The organism is Aurantimonas marina (assembly GCF_017183135.1).
GTDB classification, from domain to species: Bacteria; Pseudomonadota; Alphaproteobacteria; order Rhizobiales; family Rhizobiaceae; genus Aurantimonas; species Aurantimonas marina.
Genome location: NZ_JADDXW010000003.1, coordinates 212,141 through 232,891, shown reverse-complemented (window position 1 = coordinate 232,891; position 20,751 = coordinate 212,141). Strand labels below are relative to the sequence as shown.

At 64.5% G+C, this 20,751-nt stretch carries 24 protein-coding genes; 10 read left to right on the top strand and 14 right to left on the bottom strand.

What is annotated here, in order from left to right:
- Positions 1–195 precede the first annotated feature (195 nt).
- The gene (ahcY, locus tag ING15_RS05480) at positions 196–1,596 is read right to left on the bottom strand and encodes an adenosylhomocysteinase (protein ID WP_206453771.1); all 1,401 of its coding nucleotides are present in this window, start codon (positions 1,594–1,596) and stop codon (positions 196–198) included.
- 199 nt (positions 1,597–1,795) lie between these two features.
- Here ahcY and ING15_RS05475 point away from each other — a divergent pair, with 199 nt between their 5' ends.
- Positions 1,796–3,595: a hypothetical protein gene (locus ING15_RS05475; RefSeq protein ID WP_206453770.1), complete on the top strand. Its 1,800-nt coding sequence runs from the start codon at positions 1,796–1,798 to the stop codon at positions 3,593–3,595.
- Between the two features lie 17 nt (positions 3,596–3,612).
- Here the strand turns inward: ING15_RS05475 and ING15_RS05470 are convergent, their stop codons facing one another.
- The 5 genes from ING15_RS05470 to ING15_RS05450 all read right to left on the bottom strand — a co-directional run bounded on the left by ING15_RS05470 (position 3,613) and on the right by ING15_RS05450 (position 7,577).
- Complete coding sequence (locus ING15_RS05470; RefSeq protein WP_206453769.1) at positions 3,613–3,993, bottom strand: HPr family phosphocarrier protein; 381 nt, start codon at positions 3,991–3,993, stop codon at positions 3,613–3,615.
- 2 nt (positions 3,994–3,995) lie between these two features.
- Positions 3,996–4,397 (bottom strand): PTS sugar transporter subunit IIA, encoded by a 402-nt coding sequence (locus ING15_RS05465; RefSeq protein WP_206453768.1) that lies wholly within the window; start codon positions 4,395–4,397, stop codon positions 3,996–3,998.
- Positions 4,398–4,589: 192 nt separating this feature from the next.
- On the bottom strand, positions 4,590–5,045 hold the full coding sequence (locus tag ING15_RS05460) for an HPr kinase/phosphorylase (RefSeq protein ID WP_206453767.1): 456 nt from the start codon (positions 5,043–5,045) through the stop codon (positions 4,590–4,592).
- Positions 5,042–6,865 carry a stimulus-sensing domain-containing protein gene (locus tag ING15_RS05455; protein WP_206453766.1) on the bottom strand — a complete coding sequence of 608 codons (1,824 nt, stop codon included), beginning with the start codon at positions 6,863–6,865 and terminating at the stop codon, positions 5,042–5,044. Before ING15_RS05455 ends, ING15_RS05460 begins: the two co-directional genes overlap by 4 nt.
- Positions 6,866–6,872: 7 nt before the next feature.
- A complete protein-coding gene (locus tag ING15_RS05450; RefSeq protein ID WP_206453765.1) occupies positions 6,873–7,577 on the bottom strand; it encodes a response regulator transcription factor in 705 nt (234 codons plus the stop codon).
- A 461-nt stretch (positions 7,578–8,038) separates the two neighbouring features.
- Between ING15_RS05450 and ING15_RS05445 the strand changes: the two genes are divergently transcribed.
- On the top strand, positions 8,039–9,649 hold the full coding sequence (locus ING15_RS05445) for a phosphoenolpyruvate carboxykinase (RefSeq protein WP_206453764.1): 1,611 nt from the start codon (positions 8,039–8,041) through the stop codon (positions 9,647–9,649).
- Positions 9,650–9,830: 181 nt separating this feature from the next.
- Positions 9,831–10,265: an alternative ribosome rescue aminoacyl-tRNA hydrolase ArfB gene (arfB, locus tag ING15_RS05440; RefSeq protein ID WP_206453763.1), complete on the top strand. Its 435-nt coding sequence runs from the start codon at positions 9,831–9,833 to the stop codon at positions 10,263–10,265.
- Positions 10,266–10,347: 82 nt separating this feature from the next.
- On the opposite strand, the gene ING15_RS05435 is transcribed toward arfB, so the two are convergent.
- Both ING15_RS05435 and ING15_RS05430 read right to left on the bottom strand, forming a co-directional pair.
- The gene (locus ING15_RS05435; protein ID WP_206453762.1) at positions 10,348–10,842 is read right to left on the bottom strand and encodes an SRPBCC family protein; all 495 of its coding nucleotides are present in this window, start codon (positions 10,840–10,842) and stop codon (positions 10,348–10,350) included.
- Complete coding sequence (locus tag ING15_RS05430; RefSeq protein WP_408628673.1) at positions 10,839–11,243, bottom strand: ArsR/SmtB family transcription factor; 405 nt, start codon at positions 11,241–11,243, stop codon at positions 10,839–10,841. Before ING15_RS05430 ends, ING15_RS05435 begins: the two co-directional genes overlap by 4 nt.
- Positions 11,244–11,523: 280 nt before the next feature.
- Between ING15_RS05430 and ING15_RS19700 the strand changes: the two genes are divergently transcribed.
- From ING15_RS19700 to ING15_RS05415, 4 genes are all read left to right on the top strand, one after another.
- Positions 11,524–11,652 (top strand): hypothetical protein, encoded by a 129-nt coding sequence (locus tag ING15_RS19700; protein WP_269812730.1) that lies wholly within the window; start codon positions 11,524–11,526, stop codon positions 11,650–11,652.
- Positions 11,653–11,851: 199 nt separating this feature from the next.
- The gene (gene msrB, locus ING15_RS05425) at positions 11,852–12,358 is read left to right on the top strand and encodes a peptide-methionine (R)-S-oxide reductase MsrB (RefSeq protein ID WP_206453761.1); all 507 of its coding nucleotides are present in this window, start codon (positions 11,852–11,854) and stop codon (positions 12,356–12,358) included.
- Between the two features lie 219 nt (positions 12,359–12,577).
- Positions 12,578–13,012: an Hsp20 family protein gene (locus tag ING15_RS05420; protein WP_206453760.1), complete on the top strand. Its 435-nt coding sequence runs from the start codon at positions 12,578–12,580 to the stop codon at positions 13,010–13,012.
- 34 nt (positions 13,013–13,046) lie between these two features.
- The gene (locus tag ING15_RS05415; protein ID WP_206453759.1) at positions 13,047–13,301 is read left to right on the top strand and encodes a BQ00720 family protein; all 255 of its coding nucleotides are present in this window, start codon (positions 13,047–13,049) and stop codon (positions 13,299–13,301) included.
- A 78-nt stretch (positions 13,302–13,379) separates the two neighbouring features.
- Here ING15_RS05415 and ptsN read toward each other — a convergent pair whose 3' ends face one another.
- From ptsN to lptC, 6 genes are all read right to left on the bottom strand, one after another.
- A complete protein-coding gene (gene ptsN / locus ING15_RS05410) occupies positions 13,380–13,844 on the bottom strand; it encodes a PTS IIA-like nitrogen regulatory protein PtsN (RefSeq protein WP_206453758.1) in 465 nt (154 codons plus the stop codon).
- Positions 13,845–13,903: 59 nt separating this feature from the next.
- On the bottom strand, positions 13,904–14,476 hold the full coding sequence (hpf, locus tag ING15_RS05405; RefSeq protein ID WP_206453757.1) for a ribosome hibernation-promoting factor, HPF/YfiA family: 573 nt from the start codon (positions 14,474–14,476) through the stop codon (positions 13,904–13,906).
- Between the two features lie 255 nt (positions 14,477–14,731).
- Positions 14,732–16,285, bottom strand: a complete 1,554-nt coding sequence (gene rpoN / locus ING15_RS05400) for an RNA polymerase factor sigma-54 (RefSeq protein ID WP_456298348.1) — start codon at positions 16,283–16,285, stop codon at positions 14,732–14,734.
- A gap of 127 nt (positions 16,286–16,412) precedes the next feature.
- Positions 16,413–17,255, bottom strand: a complete 843-nt coding sequence (lptB, locus tag ING15_RS05395) for an LPS export ABC transporter ATP-binding protein (protein ID WP_332873773.1) — start codon at positions 17,253–17,255, stop codon at positions 16,413–16,415.
- A gap of 34 nt (positions 17,256–17,289) precedes the next feature.
- The gene (locus ING15_RS05390; protein ID WP_206453756.1) at positions 17,290–17,892 is read right to left on the bottom strand and encodes an LptA/OstA family protein; all 603 of its coding nucleotides are present in this window, start codon (positions 17,890–17,892) and stop codon (positions 17,290–17,292) included.
- A 3-nt stretch (positions 17,893–17,895) separates the two neighbouring features.
- Positions 17,896–18,573 carry an LPS export ABC transporter periplasmic protein LptC gene (gene lptC / locus ING15_RS05385; protein ID WP_232845577.1) on the bottom strand — a complete coding sequence of 226 codons (678 nt, stop codon included), beginning with the start codon at positions 18,571–18,573 and terminating at the stop codon, positions 17,896–17,898.
- 259 nt (positions 18,574–18,832) lie between these two features.
- Here lptC and sppA point away from each other — a divergent pair, with 259 nt between their 5' ends.
- The 3 genes from sppA to ING15_RS05370 all read left to right on the top strand — a co-directional run bounded on the left by sppA (position 18,833) and on the right by ING15_RS05370 (position 20,710).
- Positions 18,833–19,816, top strand: coding sequence for a signal peptide peptidase SppA (gene sppA, locus ING15_RS05380; RefSeq protein WP_206453754.1), 984 nt, complete (start codon positions 18,833–18,835; stop codon positions 19,814–19,816).
- 103 nt (positions 19,817–19,919) lie between these two features.
- Positions 19,920–20,201 carry an integration host factor subunit beta gene (locus tag ING15_RS05375; RefSeq protein WP_206453753.1) on the top strand — a complete coding sequence of 94 codons (282 nt, stop codon included), beginning with the start codon at positions 19,920–19,922 and terminating at the stop codon, positions 20,199–20,201.
- A gap of 131 nt (positions 20,202–20,332) precedes the next feature.
- Positions 20,333–20,710 carry a lipopolysaccharide assembly protein LapA domain-containing protein gene (locus ING15_RS05370; RefSeq protein WP_206453752.1) on the top strand — a complete coding sequence of 126 codons (378 nt, stop codon included), beginning with the start codon at positions 20,333–20,335 and terminating at the stop codon, positions 20,708–20,710.
- The last annotated feature ends 41 nt before the right edge of the window (positions 20,711–20,751 follow it).

The following is a 20,751-nucleotide window of genomic DNA, read 5'->3' as shown; positions in this document are numbered from 1 at the left end:
CCGCCGCTTTTCGAGACATGACTTAAGGAAACGCGATCGCACCGGCCAACCGCCCCCGAACCGTCGCGATTCGGCCATGGTAGTTCGTGTAAAATCTTACGCAATCCACAACAAAGCGGTCGGCCAAAAGAAAAAGCCGCCGGGGCGGCTTGCGTCCCGGCGGCTGTTCTGAGCGTCTTGACGGCCCGGCGGCTGTCAGTAACGGTAATGCTCGGGTTTGTAGGGTCCCTGCGGCGTTACGCCGATATAGGCGGCCTGCTCCTCGGAGAGGACGCTCAACCTTGCGCCGAGCTTGTCGAGATGCAGCCGTGCAACTTTCTCGTCCAAATGCTTCGGCAGCACATAGACTTCGTTCTTGTACTGTTCGCCCTTGGTAAAGAGTTCGATCTGCGCCAGCGTCTGATTGGTGAAGGACGCCGACATGACGAAGCTCGGATGCCCGGTGGCATTGCCGAGATTGAGCAGCCGCCCCTCGGACAGAAGCAGTATCCGCTTGCCGTCCGGAAAGGTGATCATGTCGACCTGCGGCTTGATGTTCGTCCATTTCAGATTGCGCAGCGCGTCGATCTGGATCTCATTGTCAAAATGGCCGATATTGCCGACGATCGCCATGTCCTTCATGGCGCGCATGTCGTCGATGCGCACGACATCCTTGTTGCCGGTCGTGGTGATGATGATGTCGGCGGTCGGCGCCGCATCCTCGAGCGTCACGACCTCGAAGCCGTCCATCGCCGCCTGCAGGGCGCAGATCGGATCGACCTCCGTCACCTTGACCCGGGCGCCGGCGCCGACGAGCGAGGCCGCGGAGCCCTTGCCGACGTCGCCATAGCCGCAGACCAGGGCAACCTTGCCGGCCATCATCACGTCGGTCGCGCGGCGGATGCCGTCGACCAGCGATTCCTTGCAGCCATATTTGTTGTCGAATTTCGATTTGGTGACGCTGTCGTTGACATTGATCGCCGGGAACGGCAGCAGCCCCTTCTTCTGCAACTGGTAGAGCCGGTTGACGCCGGTGGTGGTCTCCTCGGTGACGCCCTTAATGGCATCGCGCTGGCAGACGAAGAAGCCGGGCGTCTCGGCCATGCGCTTCTTGATCTGCGCGAAGAGGATCTCCTCCTCCTCGTTGCCGGGATTGGACAGGACGTCTTCGCCGGCCTCGGCGCGCGCGCCGGTGAGGATGTACATCGTGGCGTCGCCGCCATCGTCGAGGATCATGTTGGAGGGCTTACCGTCCGGCCACTGGAATATCTTGTCGGTATAGGTCCAGTAGTCCGTGAGGCTTTCGCCCTTGACCGCATAGACCGGCGTGCCGGTTGCGGCGATCGCCGCCGCGGCCTGGTCCTGGGTGGAGAAGATGTTGCAGGACGCCCAGCGCACTTCGGCGCCGAGCGCCTGAAGCGTTTCGATGAGCACCGCAGTCTGGATCGTCATGTGCAGCGATCCAGTGATCCGCGCGCCCGTGAGCGGCTTGTCGGCGCCGAATTCCTCGCGGCAGGCCATCAGGCCCGGCATTTCCGTTTCGGCAATGTCGATCTCCTTGCGGCCCCAGTCCGCGAGCGAGAGATCCCTGACGACGTAGTCGTTGGCGTCGGCCATGTGGCGTCCATTCGTGCTGGAAAAGGATATCGTGCCGGAAGCGAACTCCCAGCGTTCTCGGCGACGCCATAGCAGGGGAGGACGGTTGCGGCAAGAGGACATAAACATTTGCTTATGTCTTGATGGCGTCGCGGCGTTTTGACGTCGCGGCGTTTCGCGGTAGCTTGGCCCCTGGGATATCGTCGGGGAGGACGGCCGCATGGGCGTGAAGATTGCGGCGCTGGCTGTGGCCATGGCCGCCACGGGTGTGACGAGCGTCCAGACGGCCGTGGCCCAGACCGTCGCTGCCCAGATTGTTCCGGCGCAGCGACCGGCGGCAAGGGCGGACGCCAAATGGCCGGACGGGCTTCTCGCCTTCGCGCTTCCCTACTCCCCCTATCTGTTCGACCTTGTCGTCTATGCGGGCCGCAGTGTCGCCGAGATCACCTATGGCACACGCCGTTACGATCCTGTGATGCGGTCGCTGGTCGTGACCGACCTTGAGATTCGCCGTGACGCCCTCCAGGCCAGCATCGGGCAGATCCGCGTCTCCGCGGACGAGGCCGTGTATGAGAACGTTGCCGTCGACACGCGGGCCCTGCCGCTCGATCCCACGACACGCGCGGTCCTGCGCAAGCTGGATCGGGAGATATTGACGGGGGATGTGGCGCTGAGCGGCCGGATGGATGCGGCGGCGGCCGATTACGATCTGAGCGCGTCGCTGCGGATCGAGGGCGCCGGCACGTTGGAGATCACCGCCGAACTCGAAGGGTTCCATATTCTCGCACCGCTCGAGGGTTTCGACGACGCCGCGGCGGGCGGCAGCCCAAAACTCGCGGGCCGGCTGCGATCGGCCCGGATCGCCTTCGCCGACGCGGGTCTCGCGTCGGTGCTGTACGAGGTCTTCGGCGGGCAGCAGGGCATGACCGCCGAGCAGGCCCGCGGCACGGCCTCGATGATGGCCGGAATTGGCGTGACAGCGCTATTTTCCGAGCTTCCGGGGGGCGCGAGCCCGCGCCTTCGGGAGATGGCGCGCGGCTGGTCGGCGACAATCCAGTCGTTTCTGATTCAGCCGGACCGGCTCGAAGTGTCGTTTTATCCGGCATCGCCCCTCGAGCTCACCCGCCTAACGCAAGGGGTAATTGGCGCTGAGGATATTCTGGCGCTGAACCCGGCGGTGGTGGCGGGAGCGTCGCAAACCACGGCGCTCGTCGATCCCGCGACGATCACGCTCGCCCCCGACGGACCGATCGAAGCGGTCCTGCCGGCGGCCGAGGCGCTCATCGAGGGCCGGGGTGTTCCGCAGGATATCGCCCGTGGAGTGACGCTCCTCCTGCCGGCGGCCGGTTCAGACAACCGGGCGGCGATCGGCCTTCTCGCCCGTGCCCTGGCGCTCGATCCAGGCGTTGTGATCGCGCAAGAGCAATTGCGCGGCGCTTATGTCGCGGTGCTCCTGGCCAGGGCGGACCGGCTGACCGGCGAGAACGTCGGCATCGATGCGCTCCGCCGCCGGCTGAGCCCTGACGAACTGGCGGTGGCCGAGGACGAGGCCTTGCAGCGCTGGCGGCGGACCAAGATCGGGGAATCGCAGCGCCAGATCGAGATCGGCGCGTTCGAGGCGCATGATTGGCCGACGATCCGTCGCCTGGCCTTTGCCTACTACGAAGGCGCGACGATGCCGCGCAACCTGATGCGCGCCTATGGCTGGGCGTCGATCGCCGCCGCCGGGGGCGACCGACTCGCCGCCGGCCTGCGCGATAATCTGACGGCGGCGGTGAGCGAGGGCCGGATCGTGTTGCCGATGGAGCGGGCGCGCAAGGCGACCGACGATCTGTGGCGGCTGATCGTCTCCAAACCGTCGGCCGATGCCTCCGATGCCGACACGAAACAGCCCGACGGGAAAGCGCCGGCTGCCGCGTCGCCGGGTTCGCCGGCCGCGTCCCCGGATGGGGCGGCCGAGGCAACGCCCGATACGGACGCTGGCGCCAATACGGCAGAGCCTTCCGCTCTGGCCAACTAGGCAATGCGTGACGCCGCTCAGGCGGACTCCCCGAAGCGATCGGCGACGAGCGCTTCGATCGCATCGAGCGCGGCTTCGGCGTCCGCTCCTCGCGCCGCCACTTCGATCTCCGTTCCCTGGCTGGCCGCCAGCATCATCAGACCCATGATCGACTGACCGCCCACGATCAGGCCGTCGCGCGAGATCGTCAACTCGGCGTCGAAGGCCTCGGCGGTCTGGACGAAGCGGGCGGAGGCGCGGGCGTGCAGGCCGCGACGGTTGACGATCGTCAGGATGCGCGGCGGTGGCGCTCCGCCGGTGCCCTTGCCACGGGCTGGCGCCACCTCGACAGGCGGGGTTTCCGCCCCGGCGACCGCCTTCGGTGTCTCGCGCGGGTCGGAATCGTTGAGGCGTCGCATCATCATTTTCCGCTGAGCACGCGGCTTGCGACATTGATGTATTTGCGACCGGCTTCCTGTGCGGCGACGAGTGCCTCGGCAAGCGGTTTGTCCTCCCGCACGCTGGCCAGTTTGATCAGCATCGGCAGGTTCACGCCCGCCAGCACGTCGACATGGGTCCCATCCATCACCGAGATGGCGAGATTGGAAGGCGTTCCGCCGAACATGTCGGTGAGTATGATCACCCCGTCACCGCGTTCGGCGCGGGCGACGGCCTCGACAATATCGATGCGGCGTTGCTCCATGTCGTCCTCGGGGCCGATCGAGATCGTCTCGAAAGCGTCCTGCGGACCGACCACATGCTCCACCGCGTGCCGAAATTCGTCGGCGAGCCGGCCGTGAGTCACGAGCACCAACCCGATCATGCGCGCAACGCTTGGATTGCCTGGCCCGACATCTGATAACTCCCTAAAATCGGCGACCGGTTTCACCGGTCGCCATGACCTGGCGACGGCAGGCGCATCAGCCTCCGGTCATTAGCGGGCGCATCTTGTCATCCTGCCGCCGATGCGCAAGTCAAATGATAACGCATACCCGCAGGAATCAGTCGGTGAACGTCACCGATCATCGACCAGCGGCGCCATGACGAGGGAGACGAGGATGTCAGCGCCGAAGGCGGCATCGCGCGCGGGCAGGCGGGCATGGCGCACGTTCACGTCGAAAATCGCGGTCGTGCCGTTCTCCGGCAGGCGCTCGATTACCGCCGGATCGCACAGATCGATGACCAGGCCGAGTACGGCGGAAGCCACGGTCTCCTCGTGCAAAATGCCGATTCCCGAGACCTCGATCAACCCGCGTAGAGTGGCCGGAGCGCTCAGAACGATGCCGGCGTCGCTACGCGCCACAACGACCCGGTCGTCGGCCACGAGGCGGGTGTGAAGGCCGAGCGAGGCGCCGCGTCGCAAGGCGGACAGGCAAAGAGCCGATTTGCCGCTGCGCGCCGGGCCGCGAACCAGGATACCCAGACCGCCGATCGTGATCGCGCAGCCGTGAAGATTGACGGCCTGGCTCATTCGGCCGGCAATGAGACGATGAAGCGAGCGCCAGCAACACCGTTCGGTGCGTCCTCGTCCTCGATGTTCTCCGCCCGCAGCGTACCGCCATGGGCCTCGACGATTTGCCGGCTGATCGACAGGCCAAGGCCGGAGTTCTGCCCGAATGCTTCCTCGGCCGGACGGTCGGTGTAGAAGCGCTCGAAGATGCGGTCGATGATCTCGGCCTGGATGCCGGGGCCATTGTCCTCCACCGTAACGACCACGCGCTGGCCGCGCCGGCGCACCAGGATGTCGATCCGGCCATTGGTCTCGGGGACGAAGGAACGGGCATTCTCGATCAGGTTGGTGAACACCTGACTGAGCCGCAGATCATGCCCAGTGACGACATAGCCGTTTTTCATCGAAGCCGGCAGCTTCTGCTTCTCGAACGTGATCGTCACGGCGCGGCGCGCCCGAGAATTGCCGCGTGCGCCCTCGACCACCGAGCGCAGAAGCGCGGCGAGATCGACTTTCTGGGCGATCTGTCTAGCCAGTTCGGCGTCGAGGCGCGAGGCGTCGGCGATGTCGGTGATCAGTCGATCGAGCCGCCGGACGTCGTGCTGGATGATTTCGAGCAGGCGCTCGCGGGAGGTCTCGTTACGGGCCAGCGGCAGGGTTTCGACGGCGCTGCGGAGCGAGGTCAGCGGATTTTTCAGTTCGTGGGACACGTCGGCGGCGAAGGATTCGATCGCATCCATGCGCGCATAGAGCGCCTTGGTCATGTCGCGAAGGGCGGTCGCGAGATTGCCGACCTCGTCGGCGCGATCGCCGAAGTCGGGAATCGCCGCCCGCTCGTCGACACCGCGTCGAACACGGATCGCGGCGGCCGACAGGCGCCGCAGCGGCGTCGCGATGGTCGAGGCGAGGAGAATGGACAGGACGATCGTTACGATCGCGGCGACCGCGAAGACCCGGACGATCGCCATGCGCTCCGCCTGGACGATCTTGTCGATGTCGCCGCCCTGGGTCGACAGGAGCAGCACCCCGAGCACGGCGCGGAAGCGCTGGATCGGAACCGCCACCGACACGATGAGTTCGGCGCTCTCGGTGGCCCGTACGACCGTGGCGGGACCGCCGGTCAGCGCGTTCATCACCTCCGGATAGGCGGCGCCCGATCCCCCCGGCGTCTCGCGATAGATCGGCAGGTCACTGCGCTGGAACAGGTGACGGAACCAGTTGACCGCGGCCTCGACGAAGGCCGGCTCCTCCTGGGCCACGGGCGGCAGATTATAGCGCAGGATCTGGCCGCGCGAGTACAGATGCCGGGAATCGAGGATCAGATTGGCGTCGCGATCGTAGAGCCGCGCCCGCGTGCGGGTCGGCGAGATCAGCCGACGCAGCAATGGCGCGACGCGCTCCGGATTGATCGGAAACTCCAGGCTGTCGGTGATGTCGGCGCTTGGGGCCAGCGTGTCGCCGGCCTGCAGTTCCAGGAGGCGCTCCGGATCGAGGGTGATCGAATTGGTCTCGACCGTCGCCGAGGACGCGATGGCGCTGGCGATGATTTCGCCCTGTGTCAGCAGGCTTTCGACACGCGCGTCGATGAGGCCGGCCCGGAACTGGTTGAGGTAGAGGATGCCCGAGACGAGGACGATCAGCGCCACAAGGTTGAGGAAGACGATGCGTCGCGTCAGCGAGGAAAAGATCGTATGGCCGAGCAAGCGCCGCGCTTGATAGAGGACGCGCCGGATGAATGGCAGCCGCCGCAGCCGTGTGCGCAGGATCGCCTCGCGCCGCCGCCCCTTCGGCCCGACATCGCCGCCGCCTTCGTCCTCGTGAGGCTCGGTTATCGAGACCATGCGCGCCTCAAGCTTCGCGGAAACGATAGCCGACGCCGTAGAGAGTCTCGATCATGTCGAAATCGTCGTCGATCACCTTGAACTTCTTGCGAAGCCGCTTGATGTGACTGTCGATCGTGCGATCGTCCACATAGACCTGTTCGTCATAGGCCGCGTCCATCAGGGCATCGCGGCTCTTCACCACGCCCGGCCGCTGGGCGAGCGAGTGGAGGATCAGGAACTCGGTCACCGTCAGCGTGACCGGCTGGCCCATCCAGGTGCAGGTGTGCCGTTCCTGGTCCATGACCAGCTGGCCGCGCTCAAGCGAGGATTCGGGCGTCGGCGCGCCGGTCTTGGCGACGCCCTCACGCGCCGCTCCCCGTCGCAGCAGCGCCCGCACCCGCTCGACCAGAAGCCGCTGCGAGAACGGTTTGCGAATGTAGTCGTCGGCGCCCATCTTCAAGCCGAAGAGTTCATCGATCTCCTCGTCCTTCGAGGTCAGGAAGATCACCGGCAGATCGGACTTCTGCCGCAGGCGCCTGAGCAGTTCCATGCCGTCCATCCGCGGCATCTTGATATCGAAAATCGCCAGATTGGGTGGGCGCGACTGCAGGCCTTCGAGGGCGGATGCCCCGTCGGTGTAGGTCTCGACCCGGTAACCCTCATTCTCAAGCGCGATGGAAACCGACGCGAGAATGTTCCTGTCGTCGTCGACCAGGGCGATCGTAGGCATTGCGGTACTCTCCATTTTCCACCCTCCCCACGACATCGCTGTCGTTTGAAGCGCCCAGCTGTCTCGCCGGTTGCCGACGGTCTTGTGTCCGGCGGCAGGGCTGTCCCTTCTGGGAGAAGGCCGGTCGATCCGGACCTCCCCGCTGATGGCGCGATGGTATCGCCCATCTGCGGTAAATGTGGCGGAATGACAAAATTACAAAGCCGCGGGAGTTAAAGTCGACAGGTCGAGCTCCGGGTTGCGCGTCACTGTGCGAAAAAAATCGCCGACATATCAAACGATTTGTTGTGCGGATCGAACCGATTAGAATGGCGCATCGTCAACCTAAATCGATTAACATCCTGTTTCAATTAAGCATTCCCGGATGAATCGGGTTGATCGGCCGGCCCTCGGGCAGTATCAAGCGGGTCTATTGCGAGACCGCTTGCTGAGGAGCGGCCGCACGGCATGGGAGATGACGGGTGGACGAGATCGGCACGCGCAACGCCAATAGCGGGATCGAGACGACGGGGTTGTCGGATCTGTCCTCGGTACGCTGGAACCTCAAGGAAGCGGAACTGGTGGAGACCGCCGTCAGGCGGGGCGAGGGACAGTTGACGGCGCACGGCGCTTTTGCGGCCGTCACCGGCAAGCACACGGGGCGATCGCCGAAGGACAAATTCCTCGTCCGCGACGACACCACCGGGCCTGTGGTCTGGTGGGACAACAACGCGGCGATGGAACCCGAGGTTTTCGAGCGGCTCTATGACGACTTCAAGGCCGCGGCGAAAGGCCGTGATCTGTTCGTGCAGGATCTGATCGGCGGCGCCGACCCGGCCAATGCGATCCAGGTGCGCGTCGTCACCGAATATGCCTGGCACTCCTTGTTCATCCGCACGCTGTTGATCCGTCCGACTGCGGATCAGCTGAAGGATTTCGTGCCGGAGATGACGATCATCGACCTGCCGTCGTTCAAGGCCGATCCGGAGCGTCACGGCTGCCGTTCCGAGACGGTGATCGCCGTCGACATGACGCGCAAGATCGTTCTTGTCGGTGGCAGTTCCTATGCCGGCGAGATGAAGAAGTCGGTGTTCTCGACGCTCAATTTTCTCCTGCCAGAGCGCGGCGTCATGCCGATGCATTGCTCGGCCAATGTCGGCCCGGACGGCGATGCGGCGGTCTTCTTCGGCTTGTCCGGCACTGGCAAGACGACCCTGTCGGCCGATCCGCACCGCACCCTCCTCGGCGACGACGAGCACGGCTGGGGCGAGGATGGCATTTTCAATTTCGAGGGTGGCTGCTACGCCAAGACGATCCGCCTGTCGGCCGAGGCCGAACCCGAGATCTTCGCCACCACACGCCGCTTCGGCACGGTGCTGGAGAATGTCGTGCTCGATGCCGACCGGGTGCCCGACTTCGACGACGGCTCGCTCACCGAGAACGCCCGCGCCGCCTACCCGCTGCACTTCATCCCCAATGCGAGCGAAACCGGCCGCGACGGCCATCCGAAGAACATCATCATGCTGACCGCCGACGCGTTCGGCGTGATGCCGCCGATCGCCCGGCTGACGCCGGCCGAGGCCATGTACCACTTCCTGTCCGGCTACACCGCGAAGGTCGCCGGCACGGAAAAGGGCGTGACCGAGCCCGAGGCGACCTTCTCGACCTGCTTCGGCGCCCCCTTCATGCCGCGTCACCCCTCGGAATACGGCAATCTCCTGCGCGATCTGATCCGGCGCCACGATGTCGATTGCTGGCTGGTCAACACCGGCTGGACCGGCGGCGCCTACGGCACTGGCCACCGCATGCCGATCAAGGCGACTCGCAAGCTTCTCGCCGCCGCGCTCGACGGCTCGCTGAAGGACGCCGAGTTCCGCACCGATCCGAATTTCGGCTTTCAGGTGCCGGTCGCGGTGGAGGGTGTCGACAGTGCCATCCTCGACCCGCGCTCGACCTGGGCCGATACGGCGGCCTACGACGCCCAGGCGAGAAAGCTGGTCGAAATGTTCCGCAACAACTTCGCCAAGTTCGAGAGCCACGTCGACGCCGACGTGCTTGAGGCCGCGCCGGCCCAGGCGATGGCGGCCGAATAGCCCCGCCACGCAAAGACCGTTCGTTCGAGCAAAGGCTCGCGGCTCCAGCCGCGGGCCTTTTCGTTTGCGGAGGGGCGCGGTGTGGGGTCGGCGCGTTGCGATCGCCGAAGACCCTCTATAGTGCGATCAGGCCGAACCGGAATCGCAAGGGAAGCCGGGCGGCAAGCGAAGGGCGAGGCAAATGGCGGGGGAGAACGATCTCAAGATCAACGATCGGGTGACGATTCCCGACGCCGATCTCGAGGAGCAATTCATCCGCGCCGGCGGCCCGGGCGGCCAGAACGTCAACAAGGTCTCGACGGCGGTTCAGCTCCGGTTCCTCGGGAGTCAGTCCACCGCGCTGCATTCCGATGCGCATCGCCGGCTGTTGCGGTTGGCCGGTCAGCGGGCGACCAAGGATGGGGACGTCCTCATCGAGGCCTCGCGCTTTCGCAGCCAGGACCGCAACCGCGAGGACGCCAGGGAGCGGCTGGCCGAGCTCGTCCGCGAGGCGCTGAAGCCGCCGCCGCCGCCGCGCCGCAAGACCAGGCCGACCAAAGGCTCGATCGAACGCCGGCTGAAAGCCAAGAAGGGCCGTTCGCAGACCAAGCGGATGCGCGGGAGCGTGGATGATTGAGGGGGGGGGGGGCCGGCGGCCAGTGCCACGACATCAGCCATATCGACGGCTTTACGTCTGCCGCGAAAGTCCGGCAATCAAATCATGCCTGCAACTCCGCCAGCAGCTCTGTGAGCAGCGTCATGCCAGCGCCCCAGCCTTTGTCCATACCGCCCATCGCGGCTGCAAAGCAGGCTATTTCAGCCTCGCTCGCCTCATGCGGTACCCAGGTCAGGCGCACCCTGGTCCGCCCGGCATCGTCCTCGAACGTGACCGTCGTCAGCAGCACCTGCGGCCAGTCCGCCATCATGGGAGAGGGAATGACATTCCACTCCGCGTCCGACGAAGAGTGCAACCAAACCAGCCGTTCTGGCGATATGACTTCGGTGTATTCCACACGCTGATAGTTGGAATTATCGCCCCATTTCATTTCGACCAGCCAAAGGCCCCCGGGCTTCAGCTCAAGGCGATGGATAATGGTTTCCACCCTAGGTCCGTACCAGCGGGGCAATAGCTCCGGATCGGTCCACGCCTTCCATACCAGTTCACGCGGCGCATCAAATACGCGCTCCAGTACATACGTCGGCAAATCAGTCATTCTCGGGCCTCTTTCGTCTCGGACTTTTTCAGATCATCGAGCAGGCCATCGAGTTCGCCGAAACTTGAGGACCAGAACTGTTTGAACTCGTCGAGCCAGTTTACCGCCGCCGCCATCGGCTGAGCCTTTAGTCGGGCCGGCCTGCGCTGTTTGTCGACATCCCGCTCGATCAACCCCGCCCGTTCCAGCACCCTCAGATGCTTCGAAACGGCAGGCTGGCTCATTGAGAACGGCGCGGCGATCTCATTTACCGAGGCTTCACCAGCCGCCAGCCGGGCGAGGATCGAGCGCCGGGTGGGGTCGGCGAGCGCGGCAAAGATCGCGTCAAGGTTCACAGCGTCATGCGCATAACCAGATAGTTTCATAACTAGATAGTTATCTTTAAGCTCGATCCTCGTCAACCTCAGCGTGAGTTCATGTGATCAGTCGATCTCGCGAGCTTCTGATTCCGACGGCAAATGTGGCTGCCAGATCGAAGGGACAACAGCGTTGATGGTCCCATCGAACGCTGCTGCTCTGCACTCCCGCCTCGGGCGCCCTTTCCCCGGATGCCCAGCCTCCTTCCCTCCTGACGATTACGTGATCGCCAAAAATGAAGCCGGGCGCGGCCGGCTTCGTATCTCCCGCATCCTCCCAAGTCGGGACGGAACGTGTCACCAACGAAACAGGGAGACTGTCCCCATGATCAAGACTCTGATCCGCACCACCGCCATTGCCTCGCTGATTGCCGTCGGAACCGTCGGCGTCACCTCGGCGAGCTTCGCCCAGGACATGCCGGTGGTCGGCGGCGCGTCGATGGACCCGTGCTGATGCCGAAATAAGGCTCGGTCCTGACCACGGCGGGCTGATGTCGCTCCTGCCGATGTGATCGCCCCCGCGCCCTTCGTGAATGGCGCGGGGGCTTTGGCGCCACTATTGTGACGATGAGCGGCTCCGGCACCGCGGCTACGCGCCCGTGCTGCCGGGAAGGTGACGGTGAATCCCGCCGCGTCGAACCAGGGAGATTATCATGATGAGACGCAATTTTCTGCTGAGCACCGCGGCCATGGCCGTGACGGCGATCGGCGGCGGTCTGTTTTTCGGCTCGCGCGCGAAAAGCCGCGAAGCGGCATTTCCGGTCTCGCTGACCCCGGACGAGTGGCGCGCCAGGCTGACGCCGGAGCAGTTTGCCGTCTTGCGTGAGGAATCGACCGAGCGCCCCTTCACCAGCCCTCTCAACGACAACAAGCAGGCGGGCCTTTATGCCTGCGCCGGCTGCGATACGCCGGCTTACTCGTCGGCGGCGAAATACGACTCCGGAACCGGTTGGCCGAGCTTTTGGGAACCGCTGTCGGCGTTGGCGATTGGTACCAGGACGGACTACGCGCTGATCTATCCGCGAACCGAGGTCCATTGCGCCACCTGCGGCGGACATTTCGGCCATATCTTCGACGATGGTCCCGCTCCGACCGGCAAGCGGCACTGCCTGAACGGTGTAGCGCTGACTTTCAAGCCGGGCGCGATCACGGCCTCCTGACCCGGTGGGCAGGTTCGACGAGACAAGGCAAGGGCGGCCCTGAACGGGTCGCCGTTTTTTGTTTGGCAACGAAATGGTGCCAGCATCGTGAAATCCACGGCATGACGCGATGGATTGAATGGCCGGACAGGCGACGCCATATGGAGAAGTGAAGCCGGAAGTGGTGCCGCTAAAGGGCCATTTCCGGGAAAGTCGCTTCTTGAAGGACTTGGCAGACCGATGAGCCGTATGACGCCGTTTTCCAGCCCGCTTCTGCTTGGCTTCGACAGTGTCGAAAAGACCCTGGAGCGGATCGTCAAGGCTGGCGACGGCTACCCGCCCTATAATATCGAACGTGTCCGCCCTGGCAAGGACGGTGCGATATGCCACGACCTGATCCGGATTACCCTTGCGGTCGCCGGTTTCAGGCCGGAGGAGTTGGAGGTCACGACGGAGGAAAACCAGCTTCTGATCCGCGGTCGCCAGACCGACGATACCGAGCGGGAGTATCTGCATCGCGGCATCGCCGCGCGGCAGTTCCAGAAGTGCTTCCTGCTCGCCGACGGCATGCGGATCATGGGCGCGCAGCTGAAGAACGGCCTCTTGTTCATCGATCTGGCAAAGCCGGAACCAGAACGGATCGTCAAGAAGATCGAGATCGCGGTCGCCGACTGACCGAGTATCGCGTACCCTGAAAGGAGACGGTGCCATGACCGAACACCAGATTTCGACTGTCAGCGAGACCGACCTCGCCGCCATCGGCGAGGGCCACGTCGCGTATCTGCGTCAGATGACGTCGGATGAAATGCGGGCGCGGTTTCCCGCCGCGCAATCGATCCGCCCCGGGCTCAATCTCTGGGCCCTGTTCTCGGCCGACGGAACGCCGCTGGCGGTGTCCGACGACCGCGGCAGCATCCTGGCGAGCGCCAACGAAAACGAGTTGGAGACGGTCAGCATCCACTGACGGGGGCCGACCACGACGACAGATCAGGGCGACCATGCCGGACCGGCGTGGTCGCTTTTTCGTGAGGGGTGGAGAAAATCAGGCGGCGTTCTGTGCCGAGGCGCTGGTCATCAGCGCGTAGAGCGAACTGGCGTCGCGCGCGTCGCGGATATTGGCGACGGTATCATGGTTGCGCAACAGCCGCGCGACCTTGGACAGCGCCTTGAGATGATCGGCCCCGGAGCCTTCCGGCGCCAGCAGCAGGAACACGAGATCGACCGGCTGGTCGTCGAGCGCATCGAAATCAACCGGGCGCGCCAGCCTTGCGAAGACGCCGACGATGTGATCGAGCGCCGGCAGCTTGCCATGCGGGATGGCGATGCCGTTGCCGACGCCCGTCGAGCCGAGCTTTTCGCGCTGCAGGATCGTCTCGAATACCTCGCGCTCCGGCAGTCCCGTCAGCATCGCTGCTTTCTCGGCGAGTTCCTGAAGCACCTGCTTCTTCGAGGTTACCCGCAGGCTAGGCAGGATTGCCGCTGGCTCGATGAGCGTCTCGAAATCCATCGCTGAGGTGCCTCTTGCTGGGGAGCGCGTCAACCTGAGCCTCGAACCTTGCGCGGCGCTCAAGCGTCGCCAGCGTAGGTCGATGGATCCACCCAGCCGTAATTGCCGTCGGGCCGCCGGAAGACGATGTTGAGATCCCCGGACTTGGCATTGCGGAAGACCACGACCGGGCCATCCTGCCGGTCGAGCTCCATCACCGCGCCGGCGACCGAGTGGGTGCCGACCTTCAGCGTTGTTTCGGCGATGATGGCCGGCGAAAAGTCCTCCGGAATTTCATCGTCTTCATCCGGAATCGCCGCCATGACGGAATAGGCCATGTCGCGGCCGTTGACATGCGGGCGGTGATCCTTGAGCCGGCGCTTGTAGCGCCTGAGACGCTTCTCGATCCGCTCGGCGGCGTCGGCAAAGCTGGACTCGGGGTCGTGTGCCTCACCGGCTGCCTGGAAAACCACGCCGGTGTCGAGATGCAAGGTGCAATCGGATGAATAGCGGGCGGCGTTTTTCGAGATCACGACGGTGCCGGAGAAATTGCCGTCGAAATATTTGTCGACGGCTTCGCTCAGCCGTTCCTCGATCCGCGTGCGGAACGCCTCGCCGACGTCCATGTGCTTTCCCGATACACGAAGGCTCATGCTTGAAAGCTCCTGTGAGATGACCATTGCGGCCTCTGGTGCCGGTCGAGTGAAACGCGCCGGACGGGTGTTGGATGCCGTTTGGTCCGCAATTTTCACGGGACGGCGGCGCCGGATCGCACAGACCCGACCGCATTCACGAAGTGGCGCCTTCTAGGGATGAACGCCGAGACTGTCAACGCGGGGATCATGGCCCATCCCCCTTTCCGTAACGCCCGAGCGTTGTTCTGGTCTGCGCCGCGCTGTGGTCCTTCGTCAAGAGGCCAGCCGCCGTGCGTTCATCTCCCGCCGCCGCTGAATCGACGATGGAATGCCGAGCGCCTCGCGATATTTCGCGACGGTCCGCCTTGCCAGATCGACCCCTTCCTTATTCAGAGCCGCGGCGATGTCGTCGTCGGACATCACCTTGCCTTGGCTTTCCGTGTCGATCAGCGCCTTGATTCGGTGCTTCACGGTTTCCGCCGAATGCGCGTCGCCGCCATTTGCGGAGGCGATCGCCACGGTGAAGAAAAAGCGCATCTCGAACGTGCCGCGCGGCGTCGCGAGGAATTTCGACGCGGTGACCCGGCTGATGGTGGATTCATGCATTCCGATCGCTTCGGCGACCGCCATCAGCGTCATCGGCTTCAGGCCTTTGATTCCATGGGTCAGAAATCCGTCCTGGCGACGCACGATTTCGCTCGCGACCTTGACGATCGTCTTGGCCCGATGATCGAGCGAGCGCACCAGCCAGTTGGCCGATTGCTGGCATTCGCCGATGAAGGCGCGATCGTCGTCTGACAGGCAGCCACCACGCACGGTGCGCAGATAGGCATTGTCGACGAGCACGCGCGGCAACGCGTCCGGGTTGAGTTCGACTCGCCAGCCGCCATCCGGCGCTTCAGTGACGATGACGTCGGGAATGAGGGTCTCGAAACCCTCGTGATCGAAGGCGTGTCCAGGCTTAGGGTCGAGGCAACGAATCTCGGCGAGGATATCCATCAGACCGGCCTCGTCCTCGCCGGTGAGGCGTCTGAGCGCGGCGAAGTCGCGCCGGGCAAGCAGGTCGAGATGGGCGAGTACGGCCCGCATGACCGGGTCGAACCGGCCCTGGCGTTGAAGCTGCAGCGTCAGGCATTCGGCGAGATCGCGTGCGAACAGCCCGGGCGGCGTCGCTTCACGCTGCAGGATCGCGAGCGCCGCTTCGACGTCGGTCGCCGCAACGCCCAGATCCGCGGCGAAACTATCCGGGGTGATCCGCAAATAGCCGCACTCGTCGAGAAGCTCGACCATCGCCTCGCCGATCTTGCGCTCCAGGCCGGGCGCAAGCGCGTCGGCGACTTCACCGCGCGCATGAGCATGAAGGGACGGTCGGCTGTCCGCCAGATCCTCGATGCCGAAATCGGACCCGGCCCCGACAGGTCGCGCCTCGCCGCGCCGGCTCGGTCCGGATTGCGCTGGCCTGTCGTCGCCGCCATCCTCGCGGCCGGCAAAGCCGCTCTCGAAGGCCGCGCCATCGCTCGCCGCGCCGGTCAAGCCGCCATCCTCCAGATCCTCGCCCGGATTTTTCTCCGCACCGGCCGCAGCAAGGCCGTCCAGGCCCTCGGGCGCGATCTCGGCCGCGGCCGTATCGGCTTCCGCGATCAACGGATTGCGCTCCATCTCGGTCTCGACGAACGCTTTCAGTTCGAAATGGCTGTATTGGAGCAGGCGAATCGATTGCAGCAGCTGGGGCGTCATCACCAGCGACTGCGTCTGCCGCATGTGCAGTTTGGCGGTTAGAGCCATGAGACGCCGAACACTCACCTTGGTCTGGATTGCCGCCGCCACGGGAATTCCCGGCACCGACGGCGTCGCGTTTTCGCGACAGTGACAGGATGGATGATAACCCCTGCCGCCTCATCAAAGCGAGTCGTCGCGTTCTTTGTCAATCGTGGCGCGGCGGCGGTATTGCAGTTCAGAAGCTGAATGCGTCGCCCAGATAGAAGCGGCGCACTTCGGCGTTGTCGACGATCTCCTGGGGTCGGCCATGGGTGAGAACGGCGCCGGCGTGCATGATATAGGCGCGGTCGATCAGCCCCAGCGTCTCGCGGACGTTATGATCGGTGATGAGCACGCCGATACCGCGCTTGGTCAGGTGCCGAACCAGGCCCTGAATGTCCGCGACGGCGATGGGATCGACACCGGCGAAGGGCTCGTCGAGCAGCATGAAGGTCGGCTTGGAGGCAAGCGCACGCGCGATCTCGCAGCGCCGGCGCTCGCCGCCGGAGAGCGAGGTCGAGGCCTGTTTGCGCAGGTGATCGATGTGGAATTCCTCGAGCAGCGCAGTGAGCTCGCGCTCGCGGACCGCGCGATCGGGCTCGACCACTTCCAGAACGGCGCGAATATTGTCCTCGACCGACAGGCCGCGGAAGATCGAGGCCTCCTGCGGAAGGTAGCCGATCCCCAGCCGTGAGCGCCGGTACATCGGGACGCCGGTGATGTCGTGACCGTCGAGCACGATACGGCCGGCGTCGACGGGCACGAGCCCCGTGATCATATAGAAGCACGTCGTCTTGCCGGCGCCGTTCGGGCCGAGCAGGCCAACGGCTTCGCCGCGGCGCACGCCGAGCCGCACATCGTCGACGACGCGCCGGCCACGGTAGGTCTTGGTCAGCCCCGTGGCATAAAGCGTCCCGGCCGCGTCGTCGGGACGCTCCTGACCAACGCCCTCTGGACCGGAGACGGCGTCGCCCTCGGCGGGCGAGCGGCGTCGAATCTGCGCCGACGTTCCGGATTCGGCGATCGTTTGAAACTTCACGCGTTCGACCTCAATGGCTCTACCAACCGCTGCACTACTGGTCCGGCGTCAGCATCATTCGCACTCGACCGCCACTGCCACCACTGTCGCCATTGCCGCAGTCGGTGCTTTCCAAGCGTGCAAGACCGGTCTGCATGTGGATGGTCAGGCGGCACCCTTCGGCGACGTTCTGACCCTGGGAAAGAACGACGTTTCCGGTCATCACCACCACTTCGCTTTTCATATCGAAGGACGCATTCTCGGCGGTCGCGACCTGGTCGGCGGATTTCACATAGACCTTCTCGCTCGCCTCCAGTCGCTCGATCTGGCTGGAACCGCCCGGAAGCGCGCTGGTGCCCGATTTTGTGCCGGCCGCGCCCTCCTGCGCCTTGCGATAGGAAACCACAAGCTTGCCGGTCCTCAGTTCCGTCTCGCCCTGCGACACCTGGACATTGCCGGTGAAGGTGGCGACCGCCTTGTTGTCGTCGACGTCGAGCTGGTTCGACTCGATCGAGATCGGTTGGTCGCCGTTAAGCTGGAGGCCGGTGAAGCTGTCACCAAGCCCCTGCTGCTGCGCCGACGCGGGCGCGGCGAGGATAAAGCTCGCGAAGAGGGCGGCACAGAAAGGAACCGCCCGGCCGATGATTGACGATCGCATATTTTACTCGTTTCTCGAGGCTTGTTCTTGAATATCGGAGGACTGGCTTGGGTTGAGAACCATTTTGACGCGTCCGCCGAAGGAGAGGACCTTGCCTCCCTCCAACACCGTAAGCGTATCCGAGCGAACGGTCTGGGCCGGGGTCTCGATCGCGACCGGCCCCTCGCCGTCCAGGGTTCCTTTGGCAAGATCGATATCGGCCGCCGCCAGATTGATTGAGATGCCACTCGTCGTCTTAACGGTAATTCCGCCGCGAAGACGCAATTTCTGAGTGGCTTGATCATAGTTGCCCGATTCCGCCGTGATGTCGGCAGTGGTGTCGTCATCGACGGAGATGGTGGCCTTCACCTTTTCCAGATCGACACCGCCGCCGTTCAGCGACTGGATGGCGCGCTCGGCGACCAAATCGTAGGGCCGGTTGCTGCTGTCGAGCCCCGACATGCGTGGCGCCTCCATCACCACCCGGCCGTCGGCGATCGACGTGTTGGCGACGGAAACATTGTCCGGCAGGCTGCGGGACAGCCACGTCACCGCAACTCCGAAGGCGACGATCAGCGCGGCGACTGCCGGCAGGCCGATCTTCAGCACCCGCACGAGGCGCGAGTGCCGCCGCGCCCGTGCGAACTCCCGCTCGGTCCGCGTGCTCGCACCTTGTCCGGTCGGCCTCACTGGCGAGGCCATCAGCCTGGCTCTGCGCCTTCCGGTTGCGTTCGTCTCCACCGTCAATCGGGTCCTCTCCGTTCTGGTTCGGTCCATCGATGCCGACGATGCGCCTTTTCCCAGACCTGCGGCGATCCGACAGCAATACGGGCTTTTTGCGTCAAAGCCAAAAACATGCCGCAAATTCTTAACCTGAGGGCATGAACGTTTCGTGTGGCTTCACAGGACGCGCGGTTCCGGCTAACGCTCCGGGGTACCCTGCAACACCTGGGAGCCGTCCATGTCCGGAACCGCCGAGGACCTGATCGATCGCCGTCGGCTGCGCCGCAAACTGAGCTTCTGGCGTGTGGCGGCAGTCGTCGTCGTGGCGCTCGCTGTCCTGGGCGCTGCCCTTTTCTCCGGCTTCGGCGGCCGACCCGCGTTTTCGGCGCGCGATCAGATCGCCCGTGTCGCGATCGAGGGCCTCATCACCGAAGACCAGGATCTTCTCGACCTTCTCGAAAAGGTCAAGGACGAAGCCGCGGTGAAGGCCGTGGTGCTGCGGATCGATTCGCCGGGCGGGACGACCGTCGGCGGCGAGGCACTCTACGAAGCGGTGCGCGCTATCGCCGCGGTCAAACCGGTGGCCGCGGAGGTCGGAACGCTCGCCGCCTCCGCCGGCTACATGATCGCCTCCGGCGCCGATCACATCGTCGCCCGGCGAACCTCCATCGTCGGCTCCATCGGGGTGATCTTCCAATATGTCGACGCGTCCAAGCTGCTCGACACCATTGGCGTCGACGTCAACGCGATCAAATCCTCCCCGCTCAAGGCCGAGCCCTCGCCCTTCGCGCCCGCGCCGGAGGAGGCGAAGGCGATGATCCGGCGCCTGATCATGGACACCTACGAATGGTTCGTCGCGCTGGTCGCCGAACGGCGCGACATGAGTCTGGCCGAGGCGCGCGCCCTCGCCGACGGCTCGATCTTCACCGGCAGCCAGGGGCTCGAACGCAAGCTGGTCGATGCGCTGGGTGGCGAAGCCGAGGTGCGGCGCTGGCTGGAGGATGATCGCGGTGTGACGAAGGGGCTCAAAATCATCGACCGTGAGCCCGAGGACGAAGGCTATGCGTCGCTTTTCGCCGCCGCCAGGGCGATGCTCTTCGGCGCCTTCGGCCTCGATCCTCGCGCGACATCGATCGAAACCGCCCTGTTGCGCAAGGTCGGCCACCTTGACGGCATGGTGTCGCTCTGGCAGCCTTTGGAAGGGCGCGCGCCGCTACGGTGAAGTCGTGGAAATATTTGAGGTTTCTCATTGCCAATCGGGTGGCGGTGAGAGTTCGACGGTCGCAAGCCGCCGAGCGAGCCGTACACCAAGAGGGGAATATCGCTTGATCAAGTCGGAACTCGTGCAGGCGATCGCCAGCCGCAACCCGCATCTCTATCAGCGCGACGTCGAGACGATCGTCAAGGCGATCTTCGACGAGATCACCGAGGCGCTGTGCGAATCGAATCGTGTGGAATTGCGTGGTTTCGGCGCGTTTTCGGTGAAGAATCGCCCGCCCCGTTCGGGCCGCAATCCTCGCACCGGCGAGGCGGTCGAGGTCGAGGAGAAGTGGGTTCCGTTTTTCAAGGCAGGCAAGGAACTGCGCGAGCGCCTCAACGACAGTTGAGGCGGGTATTGACCGCGACGCCCGCTCGTATGATTGACGCATCGGGTACGGTGCCCATTTTCACAGGATGACAGGTCCGCGGGTTCCGGCGCAGGGGTGCCGCAGCCGACAGAGGTCCGAGGCGTAGGCGCATGATTTCGAAAATACTCTCTTTGATCGTTCTGGTTCCCCTGGCCATCGTGCTGGTCGTCTTCAGCGTGGCCAACCGTGAGTCGATCCCGGTTTCGCTCGATCCGATCGGCTCAATGCCGCAACTCGCCTTCGAGGCGCCGCTGTTCATTCTCTTGATGGGGTCGGTGATCATTGGCGTCGTGCTCGGCGGGATCGGCACCTGGCTGACCCAGTCGCATTACCGGCGCAAGTCCTGGAAGCGCAAATACGAAGTGGAAAAGCTGCGGCGCGAAACCGAGGAGAACAAGGCGAAACTTCGCCAGCTCCAGGAAGAACGTGACCGCGCCTCCTACGGGCAGGGCACTTCGACGGCACTGACCACCTCGCGGGCCGCATAGGCCGGTTCGCTGCACGCTCCGGGCGGCGTCGCAACCCGCGG